Below are 26,417 nucleotides of genomic sequence, written 5' to 3'. Positions count from 1 at the left end.
GGTCACTGCCGGTTACTATCTGTGGCATCTGGCGCAAGGAGCACAATGATGTCCACCCAGCACGTCATGAACGACGAGCCCATCCCGCGGGACGGGCCGGTCATTCTGGAAATGCGATCGATCACGAAGGAGTTCCCCGGGGTCAAGGCCCTGTCCGACGTGTCCCTCACCGTGAAGGCCGGGGAGATTCACGCCATCTGCGGCGAGAACGGCGCAGGCAAGTCCACCCTCATGAAAGTGCTCTCCGGGGTATATCCGTACGGGACCTACGACGGCGACATCGTCTATCAAGGCACGACCGTGCACTTCCGGGATATCCGCTCGAGCGAAGAAGCCGGGATCGCGATCATCCACCAGGAACTCGCGCTCATCCCCGAGCTGTCCATCACCGAGAACATCTTCCTCGGCAACGAGCCGACCCGGTGGGGCGCCATCGACTGGATCACGGCCAAGAAGACCGCCCTCGAGTTGCTCGCGCGGGTCGGACTCCGCGAGGACCCGGACACCCTGATCAAGAACATCGGCGTCGGCAAGCAGCAGCTCGTCGAGATCGCCAAGGCGCTCAGCAAGTCCGTCAAGCTGCTCATCCTCGACGAGCCCACGGCGGCGCTCAACGAGGCGGATTCGCAGCACCTGCTCGACCTGATCCGGGGCCTCAAAGGCAAGGGAATCACGTCGATCATGATCTCCCACAAGCTCAACGAGATCGAACAGGTCGCCGACTCCATCACGATCATCCGCGACGGGAAGACGATCGAAACCCTCGATGTGGTGAGGGACGGGGTCAACGAGGACCGCATCATCCGCGGAATGGTGGGTCGCAGCCTCGAGAGCCGCTTCCCCGATCACACCCCGAAACTCGGAGAGGTGTTCTTCGAGGTGCGGGACTGGAACGTGCAGCACCCGCAGGTCACCGAGCGGATGGTGGTCAAAAACTCGAGCCTCACCGTGCGGCGCGGGGAGATCGTCGGCATCGCCGGACTGATGGGAGCCGGTCGTACCGAACTCGCGATGAGCATCTTCGGCCGGTCCTACGGCACGTTCCTCTCCGGGCGGATGTACAAGGACGGCAAGGAGATCGAACTCCGGAACGTGGCAGAGGCCATCGACCACGGACTCGCCTATGTGAGCGAAGACCGCAAGGCACTCGGCCTCAACCTGCTCGACGACGTCAAGCGCTCCATCGTGTCCGCGAAGCTCTCCAAGATCTCGGCGGGGCCCGTCGTCAACGACGGCAAGGAGTTTGCGATCGCTGAGGGCTACCGCACGAGCCTGCGGATCAAGACGCCGACTGTCGATTCCGGGGTGAGCAAGCTCTCCGGCGGCAACCAGCAGAAGGTCGTCCTCGCCAAGTGGATGTTCACCGACCCCGACCTGCTCATCCTCGACGAGCCCACCCGGGGCATCGACGTGGGCGCCAAGTACGAGATCTACGGCATCATCCAGAACCTCGCGGCGCAGGGGAAGGGAGTGATCCTGATCTCCTCGGAACTTCCTGAGCTCCTGGGGCTCGCCGACCGCATCTACACGGTCTTCGAGGGTTCGATCACGGACTGCATCCCCGCGGCGGAGGCCGACCCAGAGACCCTGATGAAGAGCATGACCAGCTCCAGAAAGAAGGTTCGCAGCTGATGACAACCGAGACGATCAAGACCGGCGAGTCTGGCAGTGCCCGGAAGCTCTTCGGCGGGGGAAACCTCCGCCAGTTCGGCATCCTGTTCAGCCTGATCGCAATCATCCTGCTCTTCCAGTACCTCACCAACGGCCTCACCCTGTCGTCCGGCAACCTGATCAACCTCGTCAGCCAGTACTCGTACATCCTGATCCTCGCCATCGGCATGGTCATCGTGATCATCGCCGGGCATATCGACCTGTCGGTCGGATCGGTGGCCGCTTTCGTGGGCATCGTCGTGGCGACGTCCATGAAGGATTGGAACCTGCCCTGGCCGCTCGCCATCCTCTTCGGCCTCTTCGTGGGCATGCTGATCGGGGCCTGGCAGGGGTGGTGGGTGGCCTTCGTCGGGGTGCCAGCCTTCATCGTCACCCTCGCCGGGATGCTCATCTTCCGTGGTGGCAACCAGCTGATCGGCAATGCCAACACCGTGCCGGTTCCCCCCGGCTTCACCACGATCGGCTCGGGGTACCTGCCCGAAGTCGGCCCGTACACCGGGTATAACAACCTCACCCTTCTGCTCGGGCTCATCATCGTGATCGCCGTGATCTGGCGGGAGATCAGGGCGCGGCGCGTGCAGCGGATCATGGGCTCGACGCCGTCCCCGCTCTGGGTGAGCGTCGTCAAGGTCGTGCTGCTCGACGCGGTCGTCATCTACGCGACCTTCCTCTTCGCGGGCGGCCGCACCGGAACGAGCTTCCCGGTCTCCGGCATCATCCTCGGGGTGCTCGTGCTGGTGTACTCGTTCATCACCCGGAATACGATCTTCGGCCGCCACGTCTACGCCGTCGGCGGTAACAAGCTCGCCGCCGAACTGTCCGGCGTGAAGTCCCGTCGGATCAACTTCCTCGTGATGATGAACATGTCGATCCTGGCCGCCCTCGCCGGAATGATCTTCGTCGCCCGTTCGGTCGCGTCCGGCCCTCAGGACGGCCTCAGTTGGGAACTCGACGCGATCGCCGCGGTGTTCATCGGCGGTGCGGCGGTATCCGGCGGCATCGGCACCGTTACGGGCTCCATCATCGGCGGCCTCGTGATGGCCGTGCTCAACAACGGCCTCCAGCTCCTCGGCGTCGGAAGCGACCGGGTGCAGATCATCAAGGGTCTCGTGCTTCTCATCGCCGTCGGCGTGGATGTCTGGAACAAGAAACAGGGCCGGCCATCGATCCTCGGGTTCATGACCCGGAACCGCAAGACCACCCCGGCTCCGGACGAGCCGCCGATGGTCGTCCCGGACTCCGGAACGCCGGACACGGCCCGACCGCCGGCGAGCATGCCGTCCTGATCCGCGGCATCCGCTCCACCCCTCACGACCTTGCTCCACAGCCTGCACATCACAATCCCTGCTCCACCACATTGAGTAGAAAGCGATCGAACATGCGAAAACTCCTTGCGACTACAGCAATCGCAGCGGTAGCCCTGATGGCACTGTCCGGGTGTTCCACCCGCACAGACACGACGGGCGGCTCCACAGCGGCCGCCGGATTCCCCGCGGACTCGGTGATCGGTGTCGCTCTTCCGTCGAAGACCTCGGAGAACTGGGTCCTCGCCGGCGGCCTCTTCGAAGACGGCCTCAAGACGGCCGGGTTCAAGGGCGACGTGCAGTACGCCGGCGCCTCGACAACGGTCAAGGACCAGCAGGACCAGATCTCCGCGATGGTCACCAACGGCGCCAAGGTCATCATCATCGGCGCGGCCGACGGCGGCCAGCTCGGAACCCAGGTGAAGGCGGCGAAGGACGCGGGTGCGACGGTGATCGCCTACGACCGGCTGATCCTCAACACGCCGGACGTCGACTACTACGTGGCGTACGACAACTTCAAGGTCGGTGAGCTCCAGGGCCAGGCGCTTCTGGACGGACTCAAGAGCCGGAAGGCGGCCGGGCCGTACAACATCGAACTCTTCTCCGGTTCCTCTGACGACGCCAACTCCGCGGTCTTCTTCAACGGTGCGATGAGCATCCTGCAGCCGAAGATCGACGACGGAACCCTCGTCGTCGCTTCCGGCCAGACCGACATCAAGCAGACGGCGACCGCCGGCTGGAAGGCCGAGAATGCGCAGAGCCGGATGGACTCGCTCCTGACCAGCACCTACGGTGACAAGGCCCTCGACGGTGTCCTGTCGCCGAACGACACCCTGGCCCGGGCGATCATCACCTCGGTGAAGGCAGCAGGCAAGCCCATCCCCGTCGTGACCGGCCAGGACTCCGAGGTCGAGTCGGTCAAGTCGATCATGGCCGGCGAGCAGTACTCGACGATCAACAAGGACACCCGCGTGCTCGTCGCCCAGGCCATCAAGATGGCCCAGGCGTTGCAGAAGGGTGAGGCCGTCGATGTGAACGACACCAAGTCGTACGACAACGGGGTCAAGATCGTTCCCGCCTACCTGCTGCCCCCGGTCATCGTGACGAAGGCGAACGCGGCAGAGGCCTACGCGAACGATCCCAAGCTCGCGCCGCTCACCAAGTAACGCATCAAGCACCGCTGGCGGAGCCGGCCCCGGTCTGGGGCCGGCTCCGTTTGCGTGAAAGGGGAGAGGGCATATGAGCGCTCACAATCACCGCGCGGATGCCCGTGACCCCCTCTGTGAAGGAGATCGAAAAGATATCTGGAGGGCTTGTCAACCCATACTTGTGAGCGCTAACATTTCGGCATCGGCCAGAACGACCTGGTCGCCCGGCACCGAGTCACGCAGCAGAATGTTCCGCCGGGACGCTAAACAAGGAGGTTTAGTCACATGATCAGGAAGATGATCGGAGCGGTCGCCGTCGGCGCCTTTCTCCTGGCCCTCACCGGCTGTTCCACTGCCTCGGACACCGCATCGACGGGCGCCGCGAAAGCTCCGGGCGATATCGTCGTCGGCTTCGCCCAGGTCGGCGCGGAAAGCGGCTGGCGGACCGCGAACACGAAGGACATCCAGGCTGCGTTCGCCGCGTCGGGAATGCAGGCTCAAGTTCTCGGACGCGCAACAGAAGCAGGAGAACCAGATCAAGGCCATCCGCTCGTACATCACCCAGGGCGTCGACGTCATCGCGTTCTCGCCCGTCGTCGAGACCGGCTGGGATGCGGTCCTGAAAGAAGCGAAGGACGCCGGGATTCCCGTCGTCCTCACAGACCGCGCCGTCGACTCGAAGGACGACAGCCTCTACGTGAGCTTCCTCGGTTCGGACTTCGTCAAGGAAGGCCAGAAGGCCGGCCAATGGGTCGTCGACGAGTACAAGGACCAGACCGATCCGGTCAAGATCATCCAGCTCGAGGGCACGACGGGCGCTGCTCCCGCCATCGACCGTGCGGAGGGCTTCGCGGATGTCATCAAGGCGGATCCGAAGTTCCAGATCGTCGCATCGCAGACCGGTGACTTCACCAGGGCCGGCGGAAAGCAGGTCACCGAGGCGCTCCTGAAGTCCAACCCGGACGCCACGCTGATTTTCGCCCACAACGACGACATGGGCCTCGGCGCGATCGAGGCCATCGAAGCCGCGGGAAAGGTGCCTGGGAAGGACATCAAGATCGTCACGATCGACGCGGTGAAGGACGGCATGCAGGCCCTCTCCGACGGCAAGATCAACTTCATCGTGGAGTGCTCTCCTCTCCTCGGCAAGCAGCTGGTCGACATCGTCACGAAGGTCGTCGCCGGCGAGAGCGTCGAGAAGCGCATCCTGACGGAGGAGACGACCTTCACCCGGGAGCAGGCGACCGCCGCGCTTCCCACCCGTCAGTACTGAGCGGGTCCGGCACCGCTCGATGGTCTCCGGCGGCGCGAACCGGCCGGCCGTGTGGCCGGCCGGCCGTGTGGCCGGCCGGCCGTGTTGCCGGCCGGACCCTGCCGCCGGGATCCGGCATCCGCTTGCACAAGACGATGAAGAGAGTACGTGAATGAACGGACAGGCCCCCGTCGTCGAGATGACGAACATCTCGATCTCCTTTCCCGGCGTCAAGGCCCTGGACGGGGTGAGCTTCCGGATGTTTCCCGGCGAGGTGCACTCGCTGCTCGGGGAGAACGGTGCAGGCAAGTCGACCCTGATCAAGGCGCTGACCGGCGTCTATCCGATCGACAGCGGGCCGACCGACAGCGGCGAGATCCTGCTGGCCGGCAACCGGGTGTCGTTCGCGGGCCCGGCCCAGGCCCAGGGCGCCGGGATCAGCACCGTCTACCAGGAGGTGAACCTGCTCGGGAATCTGAGCGTCGCCGAGAACATCATGCTCGGTCGCGAACCCCGCCGGTTCGGCGGCATCGACTGGAGGGCCACCCGGCGCCGGGCGCTGGAACTCCTCCGCGGCCTGCACCTCGACATCGATCCCGGCTCGCTTCTCGGTTCGCACTCGCTCGCCGTCCAGCAACTCGTCGCGATCGCCCGGGCCATCGACGTCAACGCGAAGGTCCTGATCCTCGACGAGCCGACGTCGAGCCTCGACGCCGACGAGGTCGCCGAACTCTTCCGGGTGATCCGCGAGCTCAAGGCCGAGGGCGTCGCGATTCTCTTCGTATCGCATTTCCTCGACCAGGTCTATGAGATCTCGGACCGCCTGACGGTCCTGCGCAACGGCAAACTCGTCGGCGAATACCGCACGGCCGAGATCCTCCGCCTGGATCTCGTGCAGAAGATGATCGGTAAGGAACTCGCCATCCTCGACGCCCTCGAGCGGCGGATCGTCGAACCGGGAGGCGGAGAAGACGACGAGGTGCCCCTGCTGTCCGCGACGGCGCTCGGACGGAAGGGGTCCATCGCGCCGGTCGACCTCCGGATCTACACCGGCGAGGTCGTCGGGCTCGCCGGTCTCCTCGGCTCAGGGCGCACCGAGCTCGCCCGGATCCTCTCCGGCATCGACCGGCCGGACTCCGGGGCGCTCCGGATCGACGGCACCCCGCATCGATTCCGAACCCCTCGCTCAGCTCTCGCGAGAGGGGTTGCGTACTCCTCCGAGAACCGGCGCGCAGAGGGAATCGTTGAGGACCTCACCGTGCGGGACAACATCGTGCTCGCACTGCAGGCCGACCGTGGCTGGTTCCACCCGATCTCACGGAAGCGCCGGGACGAGCTCGCGGTCAGCTACATCCAGGCACTGAACATCCGTCCCGCCAACCCCGACGCCATCGTCAGGAACCTCTCCGGAGGCAACCAGCAGAAGGTGTTGCTGGCCAGGTGGCTCGCTGTCGCCCCGCGGCTGCTGATCCTCGATGAGCCGACCCGTGGCATCGACGTCGGGGCGAAGGCCGAGATTCAGAAGCTCGTGGTCAACCTCGCCGAAAACGGGATGTCCGTGCTGTTCATCTCTGCGGAACTCGAGGAGGTCCTGCGCCTCAGCAGCAGGATCGCGATCATGCGGGACCGCAGGCTCGTCGCCGACATCGTCAATGACGACCTGACCGTCGACAGCCTCCTGGCGATCATCGCCGATGGCGAACTGACGGCGGTGGCACGATGAACCTGAGCCGGATGTTCTCGAGCCGGTTGTTCTGGCCGGTGGTGATGCTGCTCGTCCTGTTCATCATCAACCTCGTGGCCTTCCCCGGCTTCTTCAGCCTCGAGGTCAAAAACGGGCATCTCTTCGGAAGCCTTGTCGACATCGCCCGCAACGGCGCGCCGACCCTCATCATCGCGGTCGGGATGACGCTCGTCATCGCGACCCGGGGGATCGACCTCTCCGTCGGCGCCGTGTGCGCGATCGCCGGTGCCGTCGCGTGCTCGATCATCCTCGGTTCCCCGGAACCGGGCAGCATCGGCACCGTCGCGGTCGCCGTGATCGCCGCACTCCTGATCGCCCTCGTGCTCGGCCTGTGGAACGGGTTCCTGGTGGCCGTGCTCGGGATCCAGCCCATCATCGCGACCCTGATCCTGATGACGGCCGGGCGCGGGGCGGCGATGCTCATCACCGAGGGCCAGATCCTCACCGTGAACAGTCCTCCGTTCAAGGTGATCGGGTCCGGCTTCGTGCTCGGCGTCCCGGTCTCCGTCGTCATCGCGGCCGTCATCTTTGCCGCAGCCGCCCTGCTGACCCGGCGCACGGCCCTGGGTCTCCTGATCGAATCGGTCGGAATCAATCCGGAGGCGAGCAGGCAGGCCGGGGTCCGGTCGCGGGGGCTCCTTGTCACCGTGTACACCTTCTCGGCCTTCTCGGCCGCGATCGCCGGCCTCATCCTGACCTCGAACCAGACGGCGGCCGACGCCAACAACACCGGCCTCTTCATCGAACTGGATGCGATCCTCGCGGTGGTGATCGGAGGAACCTCCCTCGCGGGTGGCCGGTACTCACTCCTCGGCACCCTCGTCGGCGCCCTCGTCATCCAGACCCTCGTCACAACGGTGTACACGGTCGGCATCCCTCCCATCGCGACGATGGTCTTCAAGGCCGCGGTCGTGACGGCCGTCTGCCTGCTGCAGTCGCCGACGACGAACGCCGCGTTCGGCCGCCGGCGCCGGTCACTCGGCCGGGGGCGACCCGGTACCCGAACCGCCGAAAGGGCGTCCGTCTCATGAGCATTGACACCTCCTCCGCACCCGTCGACGCGGGCCGCCGGCTGCTCGGCCGGGTCTCGTCGGCCTTCACGAGCCCGAAGTACGGCCCCGTCCTCGTGACCCTCGTGCTGCTCGTCGCCGTCTTCCTGATCGGCGGGAGCCGCTATCGTGGCTTCGTTTCCGGGCCCGTGATCCTCAACCTTTTCGTCGACAACGCCTACCTGATCGTGCTGGCTGTCGGGATGACGTTCGTGATCCTCACCGGGGGCATCGACCTGTCGGTCGGGGCCGTCCTGGCCCTGTCGACGATGATCGCCGCGAGCCTGCTCCAGTCCGGGTGGTCGGCCTCGGTCGTGATCCCGCTCATCCTCGTGCTGACATCGGTGCTCGGACTCCTGGTCGGGCTGATGATCCACGTCTTCAAGATCCAACCGTTCATCGCGACCCTCGCCGCGATGTTCCTCGCCAGGGGGCTCTGCTACGTGATCAGCAAGGACTCGATCTCGATCACGGACCCCGTCTTCGTCGGCCTCGCGCAGACCAGGATCTCGCTCGGCGGGCGCCTGAGCATCACGGCGAGCGTCGTGATCGCCCTTCTCGTGGTCCTGGCCGCGTTCCTCGTCCTGCACTACTCCCGCCTGGGGCGCACCGTCTACGCGATCGGCGGCGGCGAACAGTCCGGCATGCTGATGGGACTCCCGGTGGCCCGGACCAAGGTCCTCGTGTACGTGATCAGCGGATTCTGCTCCGGTCTTGCCGGGGTGCTGTTCACCTTCTATACGCTCTCGGGCTACAGCCTCACGGCGGTCGGCACCGAACTCGACGCGATCGCCGCGGTCGTGATCGGCGGAACCCTGCTCACGGGCGGCTACGGTTTCGTGCTCGGCTCCGTGCTCGGCGTGCTCGTGCTGGGGACGATCCAGACGATCATCACCTTCGAAGGCACCCTCAGCTCGTGGTGGACCCGGATCTTCATCGGCGCGCTCCTCCTCGTCTTCATCGTCCTGCAGAAGGTCCTGACGGCACGCCGTCGATAACGCGTCCGGCGCGAGCGTGTCGGCCACGGCACCCGCGCGTGAGCCAGAATAAGGGGACAGAGAGACGATGCGTTGATCGCGCGTCGGTGGGAGCCAATGAGCCTGGTGAGCAAGGACGATGAGAAGGCGCGCGTCGCCAATATCTTCGATGTCGCGCGGCTGGCCGGGGTTTCGCACCAGACGGTCTCCCGGGTGCTCAACGACCTCCCGAACGTGCGCCCCGCGACGCGGGAACGGGTCGAGAACGCGATCAAGCAACTCCGCTACCGGCCGTCCCCGGCCGCGCGCGCCCTCGTCACCCGTCGCTCCCGCACGATCGGCCTGATCACCACCGGCGGCCCCGATTACGGACCATCGAGCACCGTCCTGCGTTTCAACGAGGCGGCGAGGGACGCCCGGTACGCGGTGAGCATGGCGAGCATGCTCGAGTCGGACCCGGAATCGCTGCGATCCGCCGTCGAACTCCTCCTGCGGCAGAACGTCGAGGCGATCGTGCTGATCGCAGCGCACCGCAGCGCCCTCGAGGCCGTCAGGGGCATCGAACTCGGGGTGCCGCTCATCGCGGTGGAATCGAGCGGCCGCGGCGGCTTCCACCGGGTCGGCGTCGACAACTATCGCGGCGCGCGGATCGCCGTTGCGCATCTCGCCGAGCTCGGCCACACCAACATCGTGCACCTCGCTGGACCGGCCGACTCCGTCGACGCCATCGAACGGGCCAGGGGGTGGCGTGACGAACTCGGCGACCGCGGCCTCATCGCGAGGGAACCACTGATCGGCGACTGGTCGCCGGCGAGCGGGTTCCGCCTCGGTGTCGACCTGATCCGCTCCGGCTCGTACGGCGACTTCACGGCCGTGTTCGCCGGCAACGACCAGATGGCGCTCGGCCTGATCCACGCCCTCGTCCGAAACGGACTCCCCGTGCCGGACCGCGTGAGCGTCATCGGGTTCGACGATATCCCCGAGGCCGCGTTCTTCTCCCCGACCCTCACGACCATGCGCCAGGACTTCGACGAACTCGGCCGAAATATCCTGCGCACCCTCCTCGCCGTGCTCGAAGACGAGGAGGCGCCCGACCTGCCGGGTTCCATTCCCGAGCTCATCGTCCGGGAGTCGACCGCCCCGCGCGCCTAGCGCACCAGGTGGCGACACGCCCGCGCTGAGTTATCCACAGAGGTGCGGATGCTGTTTCTGCAGAATGTGGATAACCGGGCGGTTTCCGCAGAAAACCGGGCTTCCGAATGCGCCGGCCTGTTGACAACAACTCGAATGTCGGTGGATAACTACATAATTGTAATTACCGCATGTAGTGGCCATTCCCATTCGTTGGCACTACATGTAGTATTGGTCTCCAGCACAGCAACGCCGCAACACACGTGACATCCCGCGTTTCGCCGGACCGCATCGCACTTGCACAGTCGTACTGGCGCACTTACTTCTGAACCACGTTATTTTCTGAACTACCTATTTTTTGAACACGAGAAAGGCCTTCCAGATGGCAATCACGGTTTACACCAAGCCCTCCTGTGTGCAGTGCACAGCCACCTACCGGGCCCTCGACAACAAAGGCATCGAGTACGAAGTGCTCGACCTCTCCGTCGACGAGAACGCCCTCGAGGCCGTCAAGGCTCTTGGGTACCTGCAGGCGCCCGTCGTCATCACCGACGAGGACCACTGGTCCGGCTTCCGTCCGGACAAGATCAATGAACTCGCCGCACGCCTCGCCTGAACGGTCAGCGCTACGGGACTGAAGCGAGCGGTTCGAGAGTGAAGCCGGCAGTGAATGGCTGAAATCGTCTATTTCTCCAGCACCTCGGGGAACACCCACAGGTTCGTGGAAAAACTCGGCAGGCCGGCCGCGCGCATCCCGTTGCACGCGCGCGACGAGCCGCTCCGGGCCACCGAGCCCTTTGTGCTCGTCGTTCCGACCTATGGCGGCGGCGAGGCCAAGGGAGCGGTGCCGAAGCAGGTCATCCGCTTTCTGAACGACGAACACAACCGTTCGCTCATCCGTGGCGTGATCGGCGCGGGAAACATGAACTTCGGCACGGCATTCTGCATCGCGGGGGACATCATCGCGGCCAAGTGCAACGTGCCGCATATGTATCGATTTGAAGTATTGGGAACTCCGGATGATGTGCGCATCGTTCACGACGGATTGGAATCATTTTGGAAGCAACAGCCGTGAAAGTAGCCCCGCACGCGCAGGTCGCGCTCGCGATGGACTATCACTCCCTCAACGCCATGCTCAACCTCTATGGGCCGAACGGGGAAATCCAGTTCGATAAGGACAGGGAAGCGGCCCGGGAGTTCTTCCTGCAGCACGTCAACCAGAACACGGTGTTCTTCCACTCCCTCCGGGAGCGCCTCGACTACCTCGTCGAGAAGGAGTACTACGAGCAGGCCGTGCTCGACCAGTACTCCTTCGACTTCATCACGCGCCTCAACGATCTTGCGTACTCGAAGAAGTTCCGCTTCCAGACCTTCCTGGGCGCCTTCAAGTACTACACGTCGTACACGCTCAAGACCTTCGACGGCAACCGCTACCTCGAGCGTTTCGAGGACCGCGTCGTCATGACCGCCCTCGGCCTCGCCCAGGGTGACGAGAAGCTCGCGACCGGCCTCGTCGAGGAGATCATCGCCGGCCGTTTCCAGCCCGCGACGCCGACGTTCCTGAACTCGGGCAAGGCGCAGCGCGGCGAGCTCGTCTCCTGCTTCCTGCTCCGCATCGAAGACAACATGGAGTCGATCGCCCGCGGCATCAACTCGTCCCTCCAGCTCTCCAAGCGCGGCGGCGGCGTCGCCCTGCTGCTCAGCAACATCCGTGAGTCCGGCGCCCCGATCAAGCAGATCGAGAACCAGTCGAGCGGCATCATCCCCGTGATGAAGCTCCTCGAAGACTCCTTCAGCTACGCGAACCAGCTGGGCGCCCGCCAGGGTGCCGGCGCCGTGTACCTGCACGCGCACCACCCTGACATCATGCGCTTCCTCGACACCAAGCGTGAGAACGCCGATGAGAAGGTGCGGATCAAGACCCTGTCGCTCGGCGTCGTCATCCCGGACATCACCTTCGAGCTCGCCAAGAAGGACGAGGACATGTACCTGTTCTCGCCCTACGACGTCGGGCGCGTCTACGGCGTGCCCTTCGCCGACATCTCGGTGAGCGAGAAGTACCACGAGATGGTCGACGACCCGCGGATCAAGAAGTCCAAGATGAAGGCGCGCGACTTCTTCCAGACCCTCGCGGAGATCCAGTTCGAGTCCGGCTATCCGTACATCATGTTCGAGGACACCGTCAACGCGGCGAACCCGATCAAGGGCCGCATCAACATGTCGAACCTGTGCTCGGAGATCCTCCAGGTCAACACCCCGACCACCTACAACGAAGACCTCTCCTACGACACCATCGGCAAGGACATCTCCTGCAACCTCGGGTCGATGAACATCGCCCTGTCGATGGACTCTCCGGACTTCGGCAGGACCGTCGAAACCGCGATCCGTGGCCTCAACTCGGTCTCCGAGCAGAGCCACATCACCTCGGTGCGCTCGATCGAAGACGGCAACGACAAGTCGCACGCGATCGGCCTCGGCCAGATGAACCTGCACGGCTACCTCGCCCGTGAGCGGGTGTACTACGGCAGCGAAGAAGCGATCGACTTCACGAACATCTACTTCTACACGGTGCTGTTCCACGCCCTCCGCGCCTCGAACGCGCTCGCCATCGAGCGTGGCCACGCGTTCGCCGGCTTCGAGGACTCCACGTATGCCTCCGGCACGTTCTTCGACAAGTACACCGACCAGGCGTGGGTTCCGGCCACCATTCGCGGCGCCGAGCTGTTCGAGAAGGCCGGGGTGCGCATCCCGACCCAGGCCGACTGGGCCGAGCTCAAGGCATCCGTCATCGAGCACGGCATCTACAACCAGAACCTGCAGGCCGTTCCGCCGACCGGGTCAATCTCGTACATCAACAACTCGACCTCGTCGATCCACCCGATCGCCTCGAAGATCGAGATCCGCAAGGAAGGCAAGCTCGGCCGCGTCTACTACCCGGCGCCGTTCATGACGAACGACAACCTGGACTTCTACCAGGACGCCTACGAGATCGGCGCGGAGAAGATCATCGACACCTACGCGGCGGCAACGCAGCACGTCGACCAGGGCCTCTCGCTCACGCTCTTCTTCAAGGACACCGCGACGACCCGCGACATCAACAAGGCGCAGATCTACGCGTGGCGCAAGGGCATCAAGACCATCTACTACATCCGTCTCCGCCAGATGGCCCTCGAAGGGACTGAGGTTGACGGTTGCGTGAGTTGCATGCTCTAAGCACAGCGCCCGCTTCATCTACTGTGGATGCTGTAATCCACAGTGCACGCTGACTCGTCCGATACCGGCCGAAGACTGAGACCGGCCGAAAAGGGAACACGAAATGATTGACAAGCTCAAGCTCATCTCGCATGTCGATGCGATCAACTGGAACAAGATCGAAGACGAGAAGGACGTCGACGTCTGGAACCGGCTGACCAACAACTTCTGGCTGCCGGAGAAGATCCCGCTGTCGAACGACGTGCAGTCCTGGAACCAGCTCACCCCGGTCGAGCAGCAGCTCACCCTGCGCGTGTTCACCGGCCTGACCCTGCTCGACACGATTCAGGGCACCGTCGGTGCCGTCTCGCTGATCCCCGACGCGATCACCCCGCACGAAGAGGCGGTGTACACGAACATCGCGTTCATGGAGTCCGTGCACGCCAAGAGCTACTCGTCGATCTTCTCCACCCTGAGCAACACCAAGGACATCGACGAGGCGTTCCGCTGGTCTACGGAGAACGTCAACCTGCAGCGCAAGGCCTCGATCGTGATGGACTACTACCAGGGCGACGACCCGCTCAAGCGCAAGGTCGCCTCGGTGCTGCTCGAGTCGTTCCTGTTCTACTCGGGCTTCTACCTGCCGATGTGGTTCTCCAGCCGCGCCCGCATGACCAACACGGCCGACCTCATCCGCTTGATCATTCGTGACGAAGCGGTGCACGGCTACTACATCGGCTACAAGTTCCAGAAGGGCCTCGAGGCGGCGACACAGGAGCGTCGCGACGAGATCAAGGACTACGCGTTCAACCTCGTCTTCGAGCTCTACGAGAACGAGGTGCAGTACACCCAGGACCTCTACGACACCGTCGGCCTGACCGAAGACGTCAAGAAGTTCCTGCACTACAACGCCAACAAGGCCCTGATGAACCTCGGCTACGAGGCCATCTTCCCCAAGGAGGTGTGCGACGTGAACCCGGCGATCCTGTCAGCGCTCTCGCCGAACGCCGACGAGAACCACGACTTCTTCTCCGGGTCTGGCTCCTCGTACGTGATCGGCAAGGCCGTGAACACGGAAGACGCCGACTGGGACTTCTAGCCCTGGATCGAAAGTAGGACAGCGGAAGGCCGGGAGCGCACTGCGCCCCCGGCCTTCCGTGTTCGTTCCGGCAGGTTCTAGTGGCCGGAGGTCGCGTCCCCGTGGGCTGACGCGTCGTCGCCCGTGTCGTGGGCGGCTGTGTCTCCGTCGGTCAGGTGCTCGGTGATCTTCTGGATCTCCGGGCCGTAGGTTCCGGCGCCGGCGTCGGTCGCGATCTGCTGCGCCGCCGCATCCTGCTGGTCGGCTGGGAGGGCCGTGAGCGCCGTCAGGGCGCTCTGGAGGTCGACCGGGAGCTTGTCGAAGAGGGCCGGGTTGTCGGCGAGGCTCGAGGCGAGCTTGATGACAGCGGCTCCGCCCCCGGAGTCGGTTCCGGTGCCGCCGGGCGCTGCAGTGTCCGTGCCGCCCGTCGTGCCGGTAGTGCCGGTCGTTCCGGTGGTGCCCGTCGTTCCGGTGGTGCCCGTCGTTCCGGTGTCGAGGCTGCCCTCGAGTGCGGCGTGCAGGGCGGCGCGCAGCGGATGCTCCGGGTCGGCCTGGATCGCACCGGCGAGCGCCTGCGCCTGCTCGCCGTAGTCGCCGGCGAGAGCCGAGGTGGCGATGAATTCGGCGGCGGCGGTGCGGTCCCCGTCCGAGGCCTGCGTGAGGGTGGTCAGGTCGGCCTGCAGATTCGCGGGCAGGCTCGCGAAGAGCTCGGCGTGATCGGAGATCGTCGCGGCGACCTTCTGGGCCTTCTCGCCGAAGTCCTGTCCGTGCGAGACGTCGCCGCGCAGCTCGTGCGCGACAGAGCCGAAGAACGAGGCGCCCGGGGTGGCGGGGGCAGATGCCGACGGGGTCGACGGGGTGCCCGGTTCGGCGGTGCCGCCCAGCGGGGCTGCTGTTGCTCCCTGCATTCCGGTGCCGAGCAGGGCGCCCGCGGCGAGCACGGACGCGGCGCCGATCGTGAGGCGCTTCTTTCGAGAGGTGGCGGTAGCCGAGGAGTTCTTGTTCTGGGTCACAGTTGTTCCTTTCGATTGCGTGCGGCCGATGGTGGGCGCAATCCCGGGAGAACCCCGGATGGCGATCGATGCCGGCTGCACGTGGCGAGTCTAGGCAGCCCGGTCGCCCCGACCCTCCGTGTCTGCTGGGTGCCGGACCGGGGAGACGGTGGAGTGTCGCCGCGACTTCCCGCGCGATGTCGGCAGTCGGCCGGCAGGCATCCACGGCCTGGTTGTCGCCCTCACCGGGCGTTTCCGAGGCTGGCCCACGCCTCCGCCTCTCCGGGAATGGCCGCGCCGGAGCCTGAGCGTGGCAGTGCGGGGATTACGCTCTCGGCTGAGTCGGCGGCTTCGGCGTGGCCCCGTTTTGGGGACTGGTAGAGAACGTGAGATTGTGTCACTATAGACAGATTATCTTGTCCCCTGGTTCCACCCGTTGAGTCTGACGAACAGTCGGCTCCGGCGACGTAAACGCGACACTGAAGTGATTTGACACTGGAGTTACCGGGTTCAGCACCACGATCTGGTACTTCGGAGTCCCCTCACATGAACAAGAAATATCTTGCGGCAGCGCTTGCGCTGTCGCTGGCTATACTCGCCCTCATCGCCCCCACCAATGTCACACCCGCCCAGGCGGCGACGCCGCCGCCGTCCGTCAAGGTCGTCGACTCCGCGAACACCATCACAGACCCGGCCTGGTTCACGCAGGCCTACAGCGAGGGCATTCGCCTCTACGTGATGCACTCGACCGCGTGGGGCAGTTGTGCTCCGTGGGAACGCACCCAGGCGCAGGCTCAAGATGGCGCTCGACGCCGGCCTCAAGATCGCCGTGTACACACGGGATGCGACGTGCTGGCAGGGCGGCATCGCTGCGGCCGGGCCGTACCAGTCGCAACTGCAGTTCTTCGCGCTCGACGTGGAGACCGGCAGCCCGCCGGTGACCCGTGCGATGGTCGACGGGGTGCGCGCAATGGGTGTGCGTCCGGTGATCTACAGCGGCTCGGGGATGTGGCCGAGCATCATGAACAACGGCAGTGACTTCGCCGACGTGCCGCTCTGGGATACCAACGCCGGCGCGGTGAACTACAGCGGCTGGGTCGCTGACACGGGCGCGCCCGCTATGGTCGCCTACGGCGGCTGGAATACCGCCGCGAACCCGCGGATCGGCGTGCAGCAGAAGTTCGAGCACAACCTGAACGGCGTGCTCGTCGATCTGAACTCCTTCGACGCGGCCTTCCTCGGCCTCGGCGCCCCGGCGCCCGTGGTCGTGACGCCGACGCCGACCGTCACTCCGACGCCCACCGCGACCCCGACGCCCACGCCCACTGCAACCCCGACACCGGCTCCCACTCCAGCGCCGGCGAAGGTTCGGATCCGTCACCGGCGCTGACTCGGGCATCCGCTGGCGCGTCGGACCGAGCGCGGGCGTTTCGCCGCCACGCGGGTGGTGGGCCACCCGCATGGCGGCGGAAGACCCGCGCTCGGCTACGCGCTCGGGGCGCGGGGAGAGGTGCGGGTTAGTCCTCGTCGGGGATGACGACGAGGGTCACCGGGATGTTGCCGCGCGTGGCGCGGGAGTACGGGCAGACCTGGTGGGCCGCCTCGAGCATCTCCTGGGCGACGACGGGGTCGACGCCGGGCAGCTGGGCCTCGATCGTGACCTCGAAGTCGAAGCCGGTGGCCATGCCGCCGACGAGGTGTACCTCGAGGGAGACGGCGGAGTCGGTGACGTTGACCTTGCGCTGGCGGGCGACGCCCTTGAGTGCGTTGTGGAAGCACGCCGCCCAGCCGCTCGCGAAGAGCTGCTCGGGGTTCGTGCCCGCTCCGCCGTCGCCGCCCATTTCGGCCGGAATGGACAGGTCGAGGTCGAGTTTGTTGTCGCTCGTGACGACCTTGCCCGTTCGTCCGCCCCAGGAAGTGGCGGATGCGGTGTAGACGGCGGTGCTCATTGTGTCTTCTTTCGTGGCGGGCCGGGGCAGACTGGGGGTGGCCCTTGTGGAAGTGCTTCGTATTCGAAACAACTAGGAGCAAGTCGTGAGTATTCCCCCCGCGGGCAATCCCGTTTCCGGCAATCCGGAACAGGGCGAACCGGAGCGCAGCGGCCCCGCTCCGAGCGTGTCGCCCGCGGAGATGCGTGCCTGGGCCGCCATCGTCGAGACCGCGAACATCGTGCAGTTCGCCGCCGACCGCCAGTTGCGGGACGCCGTGGGACTGACCCTCGCCCAGTTCGAGATCCTGCTCCGGCTCCTCGAGGCGCCAGAGGGGCGGTTGCGGATGACGGACATCGCCGACGCCCTGACGGTGTCCCGCAGCGGTCTCACCTACCAGGTGGCCAGGCTCGAGACCCTCGGGCTCGTCGAACGACGCCCGTCCCCTGGCGACGAGCGCTCCGTGATCGCGCATATCACGCCGGGCGGCCGGGCGGCGCTCGCCGCGGGCGGGCCCGGTTACGTCACGCTGGTCCGTGAGATGCTCTTCGACCGAATCGATCCGGGGGAACTCGCGACGGTCACGGAGATCCTCGATGACGTGCGCACACAGCTGCGTGAGCGGCCCAAGCGGTCCACGTTCCGCCGCAGCCGCGGCGCCCCCGCCGCGGGCGACTGACCGACCTCTACCCGGTCAAACCGTCGGGATCAGCTCGGTGCGGGCGCACGGCTGCCCGCCAACGAGATTGAGACAGGACGCGAACACCGAGGGGTACGGTTCACTCAGCGAAGACCCGAACCAGGTGTTGTAGAACAGCCAGAAATTCAGGTTTCCGTGCGTCGAGCATCCGCCGCCGTCGCCGTTCGTGTCGGCGAGTGCGGCAGCATCCGGCTGGTACGGCGTGTAGTTGTACAGGTTCGCCGTGGCCTGGTTGCGGATCTGAACCGTCGCCGCGCCGCACGCCGAGTCGGGGTTGTACGCGACGCTGACCGCGCCGACCTTGTAGGCGCGTTCGGGCTCCTGGGTGTACTGCCGGAACTGCCACGCGGCCCGGTAGACCTGATTGAAGAAGCCGAAGTACTCCGCATCGCAGTCTGCGGTATCCGGGCAGCCGTAGCCCGTCGCCCGCAGGTAACCGGATGCGCTGGGCCGGGTGAGGAGGGACTGTTCCTTCTGCAGCAGCACGAGGAGAACCCGCGGACTGATCGTGCACGCCTCGGCGACCTTCTCGATGATCGAGCTCGCCCGCTCGTTCGTCGCGCCCTCATAGGCGGCGCAGTGACCGGGGCCCTGCGCGGGTTCGGACGCGGTCGACTCGCGGTACTCCCAGAGGCACGGCGACTCGTCGCGTCGCACACAGTTCCGGCCTTCCAGGAAGGACTGCACCTCTTCGGTCGTCATCGCATCGGGGTTGTAGAAGTTGTAGTCGCTGATCAGGGCGCCGGCATCGAAGACGGCGGGATCGGAGGACGCTGTCTGCGGCACGACGACAGACCGCACAAGGAAGCCGCCGGCGACGATCGCGGCGACCGTCGCGACGGCGATGAGAATTCGTCGCTGGGAGGCGCGGAGAGGCATGACTCCACCCTAACCGGGCCGGGCAAACGATCGGGGTCGGAGCGGGGCTGACGCCGGGGATGACGGTGCGGAGCAGCGCCAGTGGTTTTTCTCGAGGTCGGGGTTGATTTCCGTCGCGCCCCCCTCGCCGGGAGTAGCGTGGGGGTATGTCAGGCATCGATGCAGACCAGTCACCAGCTCCCACGGGCAGTATCGTCGTCGGGCACGACGGCTCCGACTACGCGAACCATGCGCTCGAGGTCGCCCTCGACCTCGCGGGCCCGCTCGGCGCATCCGTCGTCGTCGTTCGGGCCTGGTCGATCGACACGGCCCCGCGCCCGGCCGACTGGAAGTTCGGCTACGTATCGCCCCTCACCGACTATGCCGGCGTGGTACGGGAGAAGCTCGAGGCCGATGCCGGACCGATCGTGGCGCAGCACCCGGGAGTGCCCGTCGAGTACCGGGCGGCGTACGCGACACCGCTCAGCTGCCTGATCAGCGTGTCCCGCGGGGCACGGATGCTGGTCGTCGGCTCCCGCGGGCGCGGCGGCCTCGCCGGGATGCTCCTCGGGTCGGTCAGCGAGCAGTGTGTGCGACACGCGGACTGCCCGGTGCTCGTGGTGCGGCCCAGCGTGCCTGCCTGAGCGGTCCAGCGGTCTAACGTTCCGGCGAGGCGGTTCTGAGGTCGGCAACCGACGCCCGGGGAATGAGTTCCGTCGGGAGCTGGATGTCTTCAACCGGCTGCCCCGGAGACTCGATCTCGGCCACGAGTCGCTCGACGGCGAGCTCTCCAAGTTGCTCGACCGGGCGGGCGACGACCGTGATGCCCGGGACCATGTATGCCGCCCAGGGGCTGTCGTCGACCGTGACCAGGGACACTTCGCGTCCGATTGCGAGCCCGCGCGAACCGGCGACCTTGAGCACGGACAAAGCCATGTCGTTGTTGGACGTGAAGATGATCGAGGGCGGGGCGTCCAGATCGAGCATCGCCGCAACAGCGGCCTCCGATGACTCCGGGACGTCTTCACTGAAGTGCCAGACCTGGTCCTCGGGAGGGATGCCCGCCTCGGCCGCTCCAGCGGCGAAACCATCCGCACGGTCCCGCACGCTCGAGATCAGTGCGGGCGGCCGGGCCACGGTGTGGCCCGCGATATTCGCTGCCGTGACCAGGAAACCGAGCCGGGAGTGCCCGAGGGCCACGGCATTGCGGACCGCCTCCCGCGTACCGGTGTAGTCGTCAGTCGTGACCGTGCTGACCCCCAGATCGTCCAGGCGACGGTCGACGAGCACAAGCGGGCGGCCGCCCAGGTTTCCGGCCTCGAGGTGCTCGCTGTGGCCGGTTGCGGAGGGGAACACGATCAGGCCGTCGACCTGCTTCTCGAGCAGAGTCTCGATGGCCCTCCGCTCCACCTCGGCGTCCTCGTCGGTGTTGCTGATCAGGACCTGGTAGCCGCGTTTTCGCGCCGCATCGACGATGGACTTCGTGGCGCGGTCGAAGAAGGCGTTCGTGAAGTCGGCAATGACCACGAGTCCGATCGTGCCGGTCGAGCCGGCGCGCATCGCCCGCGCGAGTTCGTTCGGGCGGTAGCCGATCTCGTCTGCTGCGCGACGGACGCGTTCCACGGTGGCCGCGGACGTGCGCCCATACCCGGAGAGGGCCCGGGAGGCGGTGGCTCGGGAGACCCCGGCCTGCTCTGCGACGTCGACGATCGTCGGAGCGTGATTTCGTCGTTCAGCCATGAACAATCCTCGTAATCGAAACGTTACCGAACAGGCTTGCGCCGCGGTGCTGTGTGCTGCAATCTTATACAAGTTTGCGAGAACGATCTCGCAAGCGGTTGTTGCACTTGCATCTGCAGTTGCACTTATGTGTCAAAGGAGACCTCCATGAAGCGTTCCTACCGAGCGATCACCACCGTCGGCGTCGCCGCCGCATTCGCCATCTCGATGACCGCCTGCTCCACGACGGCGAGCACCGGTTCGTCGACGACGGCCACCGCGAAGAAGGACATCTCCATCGCGTTCGTGATGGGCGCAGAGTCCGACCCGTTCTTCCAGGCCATGAAGGTCGGCGCAGAGGACGAAGCCAAGGCCGAGGGCGTCAAGCTCATCTGGCAGGGCGACCCGGCGAAGTACTCGGCCGAGACCCAGATCCCGATCGTCGACGCCGTGCTCGCGCAGCAGCCCACCGGCCTCGTGCTCATCCCGACCGACCCGAAGGCCCTGCAGGCGTCGGTCGCCAAGGCCACCGCGGCCGGCATCCCCGTCGTCAACGTGGACACCCACGTGGGCGACCTCAAGGACGTCGTCAGCTTCATCACCGGTGACAACGCCGACGGCGGCGCCAAGGCCGCTGACGCGCTCGCCACCCAGATCGGCTACAAGACCGGTGGCTCGTACAAGGTCGTCGTCGGACTGACCAGCGCCACCGCCACCACCAACGTGAGCCGCCTCGACGGTTTCAAGGCCCAGGTCGCCGCGAAGTACCCCGGTGTGGAAATCGTCGACGTCGCATACTCCGAGTCCAACCCGGAGACGGCCGCCACGAACGTGAGCAACTGGCTGACCAAGTACCCGGACCTCAACGGCATCTTCGCGATCGACGGTACGAACGCCTCCGGTGCGGCCGCCGCGCTCGAGTCGAAGGGCCTCAGCGGCAAGATCGGCCTCGTCGGCTACGACGCATACCCGGACAACGTCGCCAAGATCAAGTCGGGCATCTTCACCGCCCTCGTCGCCCAGGACCCCGCCGCCGAGGCGCGCCTGGCCATCAAGACCCTGGTCGAATTCATCAACACCGGCAAGACGGCGACCGAGCACGAAGTCGTCATCCCCAACGTTGTCCTCGACTCGAAGACCTCCGACGCTGACTTCGCCAAGTACACCTACGTCAAGTAACTGACGCTTCCCGTACTTCACGACAAGAGCCAGGGAGTCATCATGACCAACAGCAATCAAACCACTACGCGGAAGCCGGGCATCCCGGCGGAACAGAAGCCGGTTCCGCTCGCGCTCACGGCGCGGATCAGCACCCTCGCGTCGAACCAGAGCACCATCCTGATCGGCGTGATGGTACTGCTCATCGTCGTCTTCTCGGTGCTGGAGCCCAAGTTCTTCTCCGCACTGACCGCCAGCAACATCCTCACGGACTGGGGATCGGTCGTCCTGATTGCAGTTGGCCAGACCTTCGTGGTGATCAGTGGCGGAATCGACCTCTCGGTCGGTGCCATTATCGGCCTCAGCGGAGTCGTGTCGGCCTGGACGATGGCGAACGTCCTCAAGGTCGACCAGACGGTGTCCGGCTCGGACGCGTCGGGCCCGCTCTTCATCGGCACGCTGGTGTCGGTGGGAGTGGGGCTCCTCGTGGGCCTGACGAACGCTTTCCTGATCAACAAGCTCCGGATCGTCCCCTTCATCGCTACCCTGTCGACGATGGGAGCCGCCCTCGGGCTCTCGGTGATCATCTCGAGCGGGCAGCCGATTGGATCCGCGAACAACTTCGACCTCATCGCCGCAATGGACCCGAAGACGAACCCGTTGTCGTGGGCTCTGATCGTCGTGATCGTCGTAGTGACCATCGCCGGCCTGTTCCTGCACAAGGCACGGTTCGGCCTCTACACCTACGCGATCGGCTCGAACACCTTTGCCGCCCGCGGCGCGGGCATCAACGTCGAACGCCACCTGACGTTGGTCTACGCGCTCTCCGGAGCCCTGGCCGGCCTCGCCGGGATGTACGTCTACCTGCGCCTCGGTGCCGGCTCGCCGTCATCGGGAACCGGGCGTGAGCTCGACGCCATCGCCGCGGTCGTCATCGGCGGCGCCTCCCTGATGGGTGGCATCGGCCGGATTTGGGGCACCGTGCTCGGTGCGCTCATCCTCTTCACGGTGCAGTCCGGACTGATCATGGTCGGCGTTGCACCGGACTGGAAGAAGGTCGTTGTGGCCATCCTGATCGCCGCGGCGGTCGCTGCGCAGACGCTGCAGAGCAAGAACGGAAGAAAATAATGACCGGCGAAGTGATCTACGAAGTCAAGAACGTCTCGAAGCGATACGGGTCGGTCGTGGCCCTCGACGGTGCGAGCCTCAAGCTGCACGCCGGCGAGGTGCTCGGCCTGGTCGGCGACAACGGCGCAGGCAAGTCGACGCTCGTCAAAGTCCTCTCGGGGGCGCACCAGCCCAACGGCGGGAAGATCTACCTCGACGGGGTCGAGCGCACCTGGGGCTCGCCCCGGGAGGCGCTCGAGGCCGGCGTCGAGACCCTCTACCAGGACTCGGGACTCGCCCCGCACCTCACGGTGTCGCAGAACGTGTTCCTCGGCCGGGAGAAGACCGTCAAGGGAATCTTCGGCAAGATGGGCTTCCTGGCCCGCAAGGAGATGGAGCACGACGCCCACGAGGACCTCGAGCGCGTCGGGATCGCCGTTCCGGCGTCCGACCGTCCGGTGTCCCAGCTTTCGGGCGGGCAGCGGCAGGCAGTGGCGATCGGTCGCGCCGTGGCCTGGGCGCGCCGGGTGATCATCCTTGACGAGCCGACCAACCACCTCGGCGCACGGCAGGCCGGGGAGGTGCTCCAGGTGGTACGGGCGGCCAAGGCGAAGGGGCTCGGCGTGATCTTCATCTCGCACACCCTCCCGCACGTGCTCGAGGTCACCGACCGGGTCGTGGTGCTGCGACTCGGGAAGATCGTGATGGATGCCCCCACGTCGGAATTCGACGGTGATCGCCTGATCGGGGTGCTCACCGGGACCATCCAGACGGTCAGGGTCGAGGGCGACTGACCCGCCGGTCGTCCACCACGGGAACCAAACGAATCGGCCCCCGGTGGGAGTACTGCAGAAACTCGCAGTGCTCCGCCCGGGGGCCGTCGTTGTGTCGTAGCTTCCTGAGACCGGGCGTCCTGATCTCAGACGCTCGTGCGGAGCAATCCCCCGACATCCGCTCCTGAACCGTTCGCTCCGGCGCGATTGTCCGCCAGCCAGCCGGTCAGGTCGGCGGCCGACAGGGGACGCGAATAGCGGTAGCCCTGCACCCCACCCGCGCCGAGGTCTCCCAGGAGGCGCTCCTGATCAAGCCGCTCGACGCCCTCTGCGACCGTCGCGATCCCTAGTTGGGCGCACAGGCGCACGATCGCCTCGATGACGGAGCGGTCGGAGGGAATGGACACCGCGCCGGCGACGAAACTCATGTCGATCTTCACGACGTCGACGGGGAGCGCGCGCAATGACGTCAGGGAGGCGTAGCCCGTGCCGAAGTCGTCGAGTGCGATCCCGACGCCGAGCGCCCCGATCGCACGGAGGCGACCGATCGCGGCGGGGGAATCCAGCACGACCGTCTCGGTGAGTTCGACGACGAGATCCTTCGCGAGGGTCCCGGTGTCGGCCAGGCAGCCGATGATCGAGTCGACGAACCCCTCACGGTCGAGCTCGTGGGCCGAAACGTTCACGTGCACGGCCAACGGCGCTCCAGGATTAGCCTTCCGCCACGCCGCGGCGTCGAGGCAGGCGCGTCGCATCACGAAAGCGCCGATACCGATGATCGCGCCGGTCCGCTCAGCGACGTCGATGAAGTCACCGGGGTAGAGCAAGCCGCGTTCCGGGTGTTGCCAGCGGACGAGCGCCTCGACGGCGGTGCACTGCAGCCCGGGGAGGTCGAGGATGGGCTGGTAGTGCACGACGAGCTCATTGGCGGCCGCCGCGGCCGCGAGTTGCCATTCGAAGGTGACCCGGGGATTGTCCACGCGGAGGAGGCCAGGCTCGAAGACCTGGACGCGGTTCTTGCCGTTGGCCTTCGCCGCGTACATGGCCACGTCCGCCTGGTGCACAAGGTCCTCGACGTCGATCCCCGCTGCCGCGGTCGCGAGGCCGATACTGACGCCGACCTGCGCGGTCTGTGCACCGAGACGCACGGGTTCGGCAATCGCCGCGCCGAGACGCCGCGCGATCTCGAGGGCATCCGCTTCGTTCGTACCGGCAAGGACGATGGCGAATTCGTCGCCGCCGAGCCGCGCGCAGACGTCTCCGGGGCGCGTGTGCGTGCGCATCCGGTCCGCGACCGTGACCAGGAGGTCGTTGCCGGCCCGGTGGCAGAGAATATCGTTGACGTCCTTGAAGTCGTCGAGGTCGAGGAAGAGCACATGCAGGCCATCGGTGGGCCTGGCCCCGGCGAGGATCGCGGTCAGCCGGGCGGTGAACGCGGCGCGGTTGTCCAGCCTGGTCAGCGGGTCGGAGCTGGCCTGGACAAGCAGTTCCTCCTGCACCGAACTGTTGCGGAGCGCCAGGGCAACCTGAATGGACAGGGCGCGCACCGCGACGAGGGCTTCCGGAGGGACGACTTTCGGTGCTCCGACGAGGATCCAGGCGTTCGTCCGCACGTCCGAGGCGAGGCACGCCCAGGCCAGCCGCTCACCGACGGCGGCATCGAGAGGCGCGGCATCACCGACCCGCGCGTCGCTCGCGCTGGGGCACAACGTCATGACCGTCGAGGGCACGGCATCCGGGATCGAGGAGAACTCTCCCGACACCGCGTCGACGCGGAGCACCGGGCCGTCGAGGACGGCGCGAAGCACGCGCAGTCCGGGGGTGGCGGCACAAATACTTTGCGCACCGGCCCAGCCGATCACCCCGATGGCTTCCGCGTCGCTGGCGCCGAGAAGCAGCGAGCCGGTCACGGCGAGTTCCCTGTCGCGCAGCATGCCCTGTTCTCGGGAGAGCAGGACGATGCTCAACTGGCGTGCGATCAGCATCGTCAGGAAGAGAAGCGGAATTGCATTAAAGGTATCGGCGACACCGATCCACAGGGGAACCTCGTGAAAGAGGGGCCACAGTGAAACTGAGAGGACAAGCGACAGGGAGGCCAGGCAACTTCGCAGCACCGATCTCAGAGTTGACCCATAGAGGCCACGCACCCAGATGGACGCGAAGACCACGGCGAGCATTCCCACGGGGTTGGGCAACGCCTGGGCGAAGAGGACAAAGGCAACCGCGTCGCCGAATTCGAGCGGGATCGGGACCCGGCCGCGCGTGAAGCAGAGGTACCAGGACGCGATCAGGAACGCACCGGTCACGATCCCGAGGACCAGCAGTCCGCCCCTCGCCGTGAGCACGATGCCCGGCATGTTGAACAGGACCGAGCCGACGGCCGCGAGGCCGAACAGCCATCGCGTTCCCTCGGTCATGCCCCCTGGTCGGCGGAACGGGTTCGGCCAAGGCCGAATTGTCGACGTTTGCCCTGATGTGGCGGCCATCGCGCGTGTTCCCCTGTCAGTGTGTATGCCGGCTAACCCGAAGGTCCCGTGCCTTTGCGACCCCGCCTTTCGACGGGTGTGCCCGTATGAGACCGCAGTGATGGGAGCGTGTTCACACAGGGCCAGCCTAACCTCCGCGTTCGAGGGGCC

General features: G+C 65.9%; 24 protein-coding genes and 1 riboswitch. Of the genes, 18 read left to right on the top strand and 6 right to left on the bottom strand.

All coding sequences use genetic code 11. The annotated features are described in order from the left end of the window. Window positions 1-45 precede the first annotated feature (45 nt). From mmsA to KIV56_RS09200, 3 genes are all read left to right on the top strand, one after another. Complete coding sequence (gene mmsA / locus KIV56_RS09210) at window positions 46-1,632, top strand: multiple monosaccharide ABC transporter ATP-binding protein (protein ID WP_281535980.1); 1,587 nt, start codon at window positions 46-48, stop codon at window positions 1,630-1,632. After that, complete coding sequence (gene mmsB, locus KIV56_RS09205) at window positions 1,632-2,957, top strand: multiple monosaccharide ABC transporter permease (protein WP_281535979.1); 1,326 nt, start codon at window positions 1,632-1,634, stop codon at window positions 2,955-2,957. The genes mmsA and mmsB overlap by 1 nt, the downstream gene beginning before the upstream one ends. A gap of 92 nt (window positions 2,958-3,049) precedes the next feature. After that, on the top strand, window positions 3,050-4,141 hold the full coding sequence (locus tag KIV56_RS09200) for a substrate-binding domain-containing protein (protein ID WP_281535978.1): 1,092 nt from the start codon (window positions 3,050-3,052) through the stop codon (window positions 4,139-4,141). A 150-nt stretch (window positions 4,142-4,291) separates the two neighbouring features. On the opposite strand, the gene KIV56_RS19705 is transcribed toward KIV56_RS09200, so the two are convergent. After that, a complete protein-coding gene (locus KIV56_RS19705) occupies window positions 4,292-4,684 on the bottom strand; it encodes a hypothetical protein (RefSeq protein ID WP_348648524.1) in 393 nt (130 codons plus the stop codon). On the opposite strand from KIV56_RS19705, the gene KIV56_RS09195 reads away from it, so the two are divergent. The 9 genes from KIV56_RS09195 to nrdF all read left to right on the top strand — a co-directional run bounded on the left by KIV56_RS09195 (window position 4,593) and on the right by nrdF (window position 14,567). Then, entirely contained in the window at window positions 4,593-5,396 is an 804-nt protein-coding gene (locus KIV56_RS09195; protein ID WP_348648554.1) for an ABC transporter substrate-binding protein, read from the top strand. The two genes, KIV56_RS19705 and KIV56_RS09195, sit on opposite strands and share 92 nt — an antisense overlap. 151 nt (window positions 5,397-5,547) lie before the next feature. After that, window positions 5,548-7,098, top strand: a complete 1,551-nt coding sequence (locus tag KIV56_RS09190; protein ID WP_281535977.1) for a sugar ABC transporter ATP-binding protein — start codon at window positions 5,548-5,550, stop codon at window positions 7,096-7,098. Further along, on the top strand, window positions 7,095-8,150 hold the full coding sequence (locus tag KIV56_RS09185; protein WP_281535976.1) for an ABC transporter permease: 1,056 nt from the start codon (window positions 7,095-7,097) through the stop codon (window positions 8,148-8,150). The genes KIV56_RS09190 and KIV56_RS09185 overlap by 4 nt, the downstream gene beginning before the upstream one ends. Further along, window positions 8,147-9,166: a galactofuranose ABC transporter, permease protein YjfF gene (yjfF, locus tag KIV56_RS09180; protein WP_281535975.1), complete on the top strand. Its 1,020-nt coding sequence runs from the start codon at window positions 8,147-8,149 to the stop codon at window positions 9,164-9,166. The genes KIV56_RS09185 and yjfF overlap by 4 nt, the downstream gene beginning before the upstream one ends. A gap of 96 nt (window positions 9,167-9,262) precedes the next feature. Next, window positions 9,263-10,297, top strand: coding sequence for a LacI family DNA-binding transcriptional regulator (locus KIV56_RS09175; RefSeq protein ID WP_281535974.1), 1,035 nt, complete (start codon window positions 9,263-9,265; stop codon window positions 10,295-10,297). A gap of 361 nt (window positions 10,298-10,658) precedes the next feature. Beyond that, on the top strand, window positions 10,659-10,892 hold the full coding sequence (nrdH, locus tag KIV56_RS09170; RefSeq protein ID WP_134446781.1) for a glutaredoxin-like protein NrdH: 234 nt from the start codon (window positions 10,659-10,661) through the stop codon (window positions 10,890-10,892). A gap of 54 nt (window positions 10,893-10,946) precedes the next feature. Continuing rightward, window positions 10,947-11,351 carry a class Ib ribonucleoside-diphosphate reductase assembly flavoprotein NrdI gene (nrdI, locus tag KIV56_RS09165; RefSeq protein ID WP_281535973.1) on the top strand — a complete coding sequence of 135 codons (405 nt, stop codon included), beginning with the start codon at window positions 10,947-10,949 and terminating at the stop codon, window positions 11,349-11,351. Between the two features lie 32 nt (window positions 11,352-11,383). Further along, window positions 11,384-13,489, top strand: a complete 2,106-nt coding sequence (nrdE, locus tag KIV56_RS09160; protein WP_281536112.1) for a class 1b ribonucleoside-diphosphate reductase subunit alpha — start codon at window positions 11,384-11,386, stop codon at window positions 13,487-13,489. 103 nt (window positions 13,490-13,592) lie between these two features. Further along, window positions 13,593-14,567, top strand: a complete 975-nt coding sequence (gene nrdF / locus KIV56_RS09155; protein WP_281535972.1) for a class 1b ribonucleoside-diphosphate reductase subunit beta — start codon at window positions 13,593-13,595, stop codon at window positions 14,565-14,567. Window positions 14,568-14,644: 77 nt separating this feature from the next. Here the strand turns inward: nrdF and KIV56_RS09150 are convergent, their stop codons facing one another. Continuing rightward, window positions 14,645-15,559: a hypothetical protein gene (locus KIV56_RS09150; RefSeq protein WP_281535971.1), complete on the bottom strand. Its 915-nt coding sequence runs from the start codon at window positions 15,557-15,559 to the stop codon at window positions 14,645-14,647. A 742-nt stretch (window positions 15,560-16,301) separates the two neighbouring features. Here KIV56_RS09150 and KIV56_RS09145 point away from each other — a divergent pair. Beyond that, the gene (locus KIV56_RS09145; protein ID WP_281535970.1) at window positions 16,302-16,928 is read left to right on the top strand and encodes a hypothetical protein; all 627 of its coding nucleotides are present in this window, start codon (window positions 16,302-16,304) and stop codon (window positions 16,926-16,928) included. 127 nt (window positions 16,929-17,055) lie between these two features. Here KIV56_RS09145 and KIV56_RS09140 read toward each other — a convergent pair whose 3' ends face one another. Next, a complete protein-coding gene (locus KIV56_RS09140; RefSeq protein ID WP_134446791.1) occupies window positions 17,056-17,487 on the bottom strand; it encodes an organic hydroperoxide resistance protein in 432 nt (143 codons plus the stop codon). An 85-nt stretch (window positions 17,488-17,572) separates the two neighbouring features. Here KIV56_RS09140 and KIV56_RS09135 point away from each other — a divergent pair, with 85 nt between their 5' ends. Next, window positions 17,573-18,145, top strand: coding sequence for a MarR family winged helix-turn-helix transcriptional regulator (locus KIV56_RS09135; protein ID WP_281535969.1), 573 nt, complete (start codon window positions 17,573-17,575; stop codon window positions 18,143-18,145). Between the two features lie 15 nt (window positions 18,146-18,160). Here KIV56_RS09135 and KIV56_RS09130 read toward each other — a convergent pair whose 3' ends face one another. Beyond that, entirely contained in the window at window positions 18,161-19,045 is an 885-nt protein-coding gene (locus KIV56_RS09130; RefSeq protein WP_281535968.1) for a hypothetical protein, read from the bottom strand. A 146-nt stretch (window positions 19,046-19,191) separates the two neighbouring features. Between KIV56_RS09130 and KIV56_RS09125 the strand changes: the two genes are divergently transcribed. Then, complete coding sequence (locus KIV56_RS09125) at window positions 19,192-19,668, top strand: universal stress protein (RefSeq protein ID WP_281535967.1); 477 nt, start codon at window positions 19,192-19,194, stop codon at window positions 19,666-19,668. 13 nt (window positions 19,669-19,681) lie between these two features. Here KIV56_RS09125 and KIV56_RS09120 read toward each other — a convergent pair whose 3' ends face one another. Then, the gene (locus KIV56_RS09120) at window positions 19,682-20,764 is read right to left on the bottom strand and encodes a LacI family DNA-binding transcriptional regulator (protein WP_281535966.1); all 1,083 of its coding nucleotides are present in this window, start codon (window positions 20,762-20,764) and stop codon (window positions 19,682-19,684) included. Between the two features lie 147 nt (window positions 20,765-20,911). Between KIV56_RS09120 and KIV56_RS09115 the strand changes: the two genes are divergently transcribed. From KIV56_RS09115 to KIV56_RS09105, 3 genes are read left to right on the top strand one after another with little or no spacing between them, the layout of a single operon-like run. After that, the gene (locus KIV56_RS09115; RefSeq protein ID WP_281535965.1) at window positions 20,912-21,922 is read left to right on the top strand and encodes a substrate-binding domain-containing protein; all 1,011 of its coding nucleotides are present in this window, start codon (window positions 20,912-20,914) and stop codon (window positions 21,920-21,922) included. A 42-nt stretch (window positions 21,923-21,964) separates the two neighbouring features. After that, entirely contained in the window at window positions 21,965-23,029 is a 1,065-nt protein-coding gene (locus tag KIV56_RS09110; protein WP_281535964.1) for an ABC transporter permease, read from the top strand. Next, on the top strand, window positions 23,029-23,802 hold the full coding sequence (locus KIV56_RS09105; RefSeq protein WP_134534316.1) for an ATP-binding cassette domain-containing protein: 774 nt from the start codon (window positions 23,029-23,031) through the stop codon (window positions 23,800-23,802). The genes KIV56_RS09110 and KIV56_RS09105 overlap by 1 nt, the downstream gene beginning before the upstream one ends. 125 nt (window positions 23,803-23,927) lie before the next feature. On the opposite strand, the gene KIV56_RS09100 is transcribed toward KIV56_RS09105, so the two are convergent. After that, window positions 23,928-26,198 (bottom strand): putative bifunctional diguanylate cyclase/phosphodiesterase, encoded by a 2,271-nt coding sequence (locus tag KIV56_RS09100; protein WP_281535963.1) that lies wholly within the window; start codon window positions 26,196-26,198, stop codon window positions 23,928-23,930. Between the two features lie 88 nt (window positions 26,199-26,286). After that, window positions 26,287-26,360: riboswitch (cyclic di-GMP riboswitch) on the bottom strand. Window positions 26,361-26,417 lie beyond the last annotated feature (57 nt).

Source organism: Cryobacterium breve (assembly GCF_027594785.1).
Lineage (GTDB): Bacteria > Actinomycetota > Actinomycetes > Actinomycetales > Microbacteriaceae > Cryobacterium > Cryobacterium breve_A.
The sequence above is the reverse complement of the archived record's forward strand: the minus strand, read 5'-3'. Positions and strand labels throughout refer to the sequence as shown.

Excerpts from the sequence above, each read along its gene's own strand:
- mmsA (WP_281535980.1), top strand. The coding sequence starts at position 46 with ATGATGTCCACCCAGCACGTCATGAACGACGAGCCCATCCCGCGGGAC.
- mmsB (WP_281535979.1), top strand. The coding sequence starts at position 1,632 with ATGACAACCGAGACGATCAAGACCGGCGAGTCTGGCAGTGCCCGGAAG.
- KIV56_RS09200 (WP_281535978.1), top strand. The coding sequence starts at position 3,050 with ATGCGAAAACTCCTTGCGACTACAGCAATCGCAGCGGTAGCCCTGATG.
- KIV56_RS09190 (WP_281535977.1), top strand. The coding sequence starts at position 5,548 with ATGAACGGACAGGCCCCCGTCGTCGAGATGACGAACATCTCGATCTCC.
- KIV56_RS09185 (WP_281535976.1), top strand. The coding sequence starts at position 7,095 with ATGAACCTGAGCCGGATGTTCTCGAGCCGGTTGTTCTGGCCGGTGGTG.
- yjfF (WP_281535975.1), top strand. The coding sequence starts at position 8,147 with ATGAGCATTGACACCTCCTCCGCACCCGTCGACGCGGGCCGCCGGCTG.
- KIV56_RS09175 (WP_281535974.1), top strand. The coding sequence starts at position 9,263 with ATGAGCCTGGTGAGCAAGGACGATGAGAAGGCGCGCGTCGCCAATATC.
- nrdH (WP_134446781.1), top strand. The coding sequence starts at position 10,659 with ATGGCAATCACGGTTTACACCAAGCCCTCCTGTGTGCAGTGCACAGCC.
- nrdI (WP_281535973.1), top strand. The coding sequence starts at position 10,947 with ATGGCTGAAATCGTCTATTTCTCCAGCACCTCGGGGAACACCCACAGG.
- nrdE (WP_281536112.1), top strand. The coding sequence starts at position 11,384 with ATGGACTATCACTCCCTCAACGCCATGCTCAACCTCTATGGGCCGAAC.
- nrdF (WP_281535972.1), top strand. The coding sequence starts at position 13,593 with ATGATTGACAAGCTCAAGCTCATCTCGCATGTCGATGCGATCAACTGG.
- KIV56_RS09140 (WP_134446791.1), bottom strand. The coding sequence starts at position 17,487 with ATGAGCACCGCCGTCTACACCGCATCCGCCACTTCCTGGGGCGGACGA.
- KIV56_RS09130 (WP_281535968.1), bottom strand. The coding sequence starts at position 19,045 with ATGCCTCTCCGCGCCTCCCAGCGACGAATTCTCATCGCCGTCGCGACG.
- KIV56_RS09125 (WP_281535967.1), top strand. The coding sequence starts at position 19,192 with ATGTCAGGCATCGATGCAGACCAGTCACCAGCTCCCACGGGCAGTATC.
- KIV56_RS09120 (WP_281535966.1), bottom strand. The coding sequence starts at position 20,764 with ATGGCTGAACGACGAAATCACGCTCCGACGATCGTCGACGTCGCAGAG.
- KIV56_RS09115 (WP_281535965.1), top strand. The coding sequence starts at position 20,912 with ATGAAGCGTTCCTACCGAGCGATCACCACCGTCGGCGTCGCCGCCGCA.
- KIV56_RS09110 (WP_281535964.1), top strand. The coding sequence starts at position 21,965 with ATGACCAACAGCAATCAAACCACTACGCGGAAGCCGGGCATCCCGGCG.
- KIV56_RS09105 (WP_134534316.1), top strand. The coding sequence starts at position 23,029 with ATGACCGGCGAAGTGATCTACGAAGTCAAGAACGTCTCGAAGCGATAC.
- KIV56_RS09100 (WP_281535963.1), bottom strand. The coding sequence starts at position 26,198 with ATGACCGAGGGAACGCGATGGCTGTTCGGCCTCGCGGCCGTCGGCTCG.